Source organism: Methylobacterium sp. J-077 (genome assembly GCF_022829365.1).
Lineage (GTDB): Bacteria > Pseudomonadota > Alphaproteobacteria > Rhizobiales > Beijerinckiaceae > Methylobacterium.
The window spans coordinates 1-526 of record NZ_JAKSYJ010000085.1 but is presented as its reverse complement, the minus strand read 5'-3'; the positions used below and the strand labels follow the sequence as shown (position 1 = coordinate 526).

Genomic DNA, 526 nt, shown 5'->3' with positions numbered 1-526 from the left:
CCTGCACGATCGGGCGCGGCCCGACCAGGCTCATCTCGCCGCGCAGCACGTTCCACAGCTGCGGCAGCTCGTCGAGCGAGGTCTTGCGCAGCACCTGGCCGATGGCGGTGATGCGCGGGTCGTCGCCGAGCTTGTGCGTGGCCGCCCACTCCGCCCGGGCCCGCGGGCTGGCCGCCAGATGCGCCGCCAGCACCGCCTCGCCGTCGGTGACCATCGAGCGGAACTTCAGGCAGCCGAAGCTGCGCCCGTCGCGGCCGAGCCGGGTGTGCCGGAAGATCGGCGCCTTGCGGTCCCCGGCCCAGACCAGGGCCGCGATCACCAGCATCAGCGGCAGCAGCAGGAACAGCGCGCTCGCCGCCACACCGATGTCCAGCCCGCGCTTGGCCGCCCAGTCCAGCCGAAGCCCGCGTGCCACGAACGGCGTCTCCGGCAAAACCGCCTCCGCAACAGCCTCCGCAGCCTCGCTCACCTGACCCGCAATCTGATCGGCAACATCCGACATCTCAACCCTATGGTGCGGCGCAGA

General features: G+C 71.9%; 1 protein-coding gene. It reads right to left on the bottom strand.

Going from position 1 to position 526, the window contains the following annotated elements:
- Positions 1–502: sugar transferase (locus MKL11_RS33050; protein WP_279600323.1), on the bottom strand; the 502-nt coding region annotated here is incomplete at its 3' end.
- Positions 503–526 lie beyond the last annotated feature (24 nt).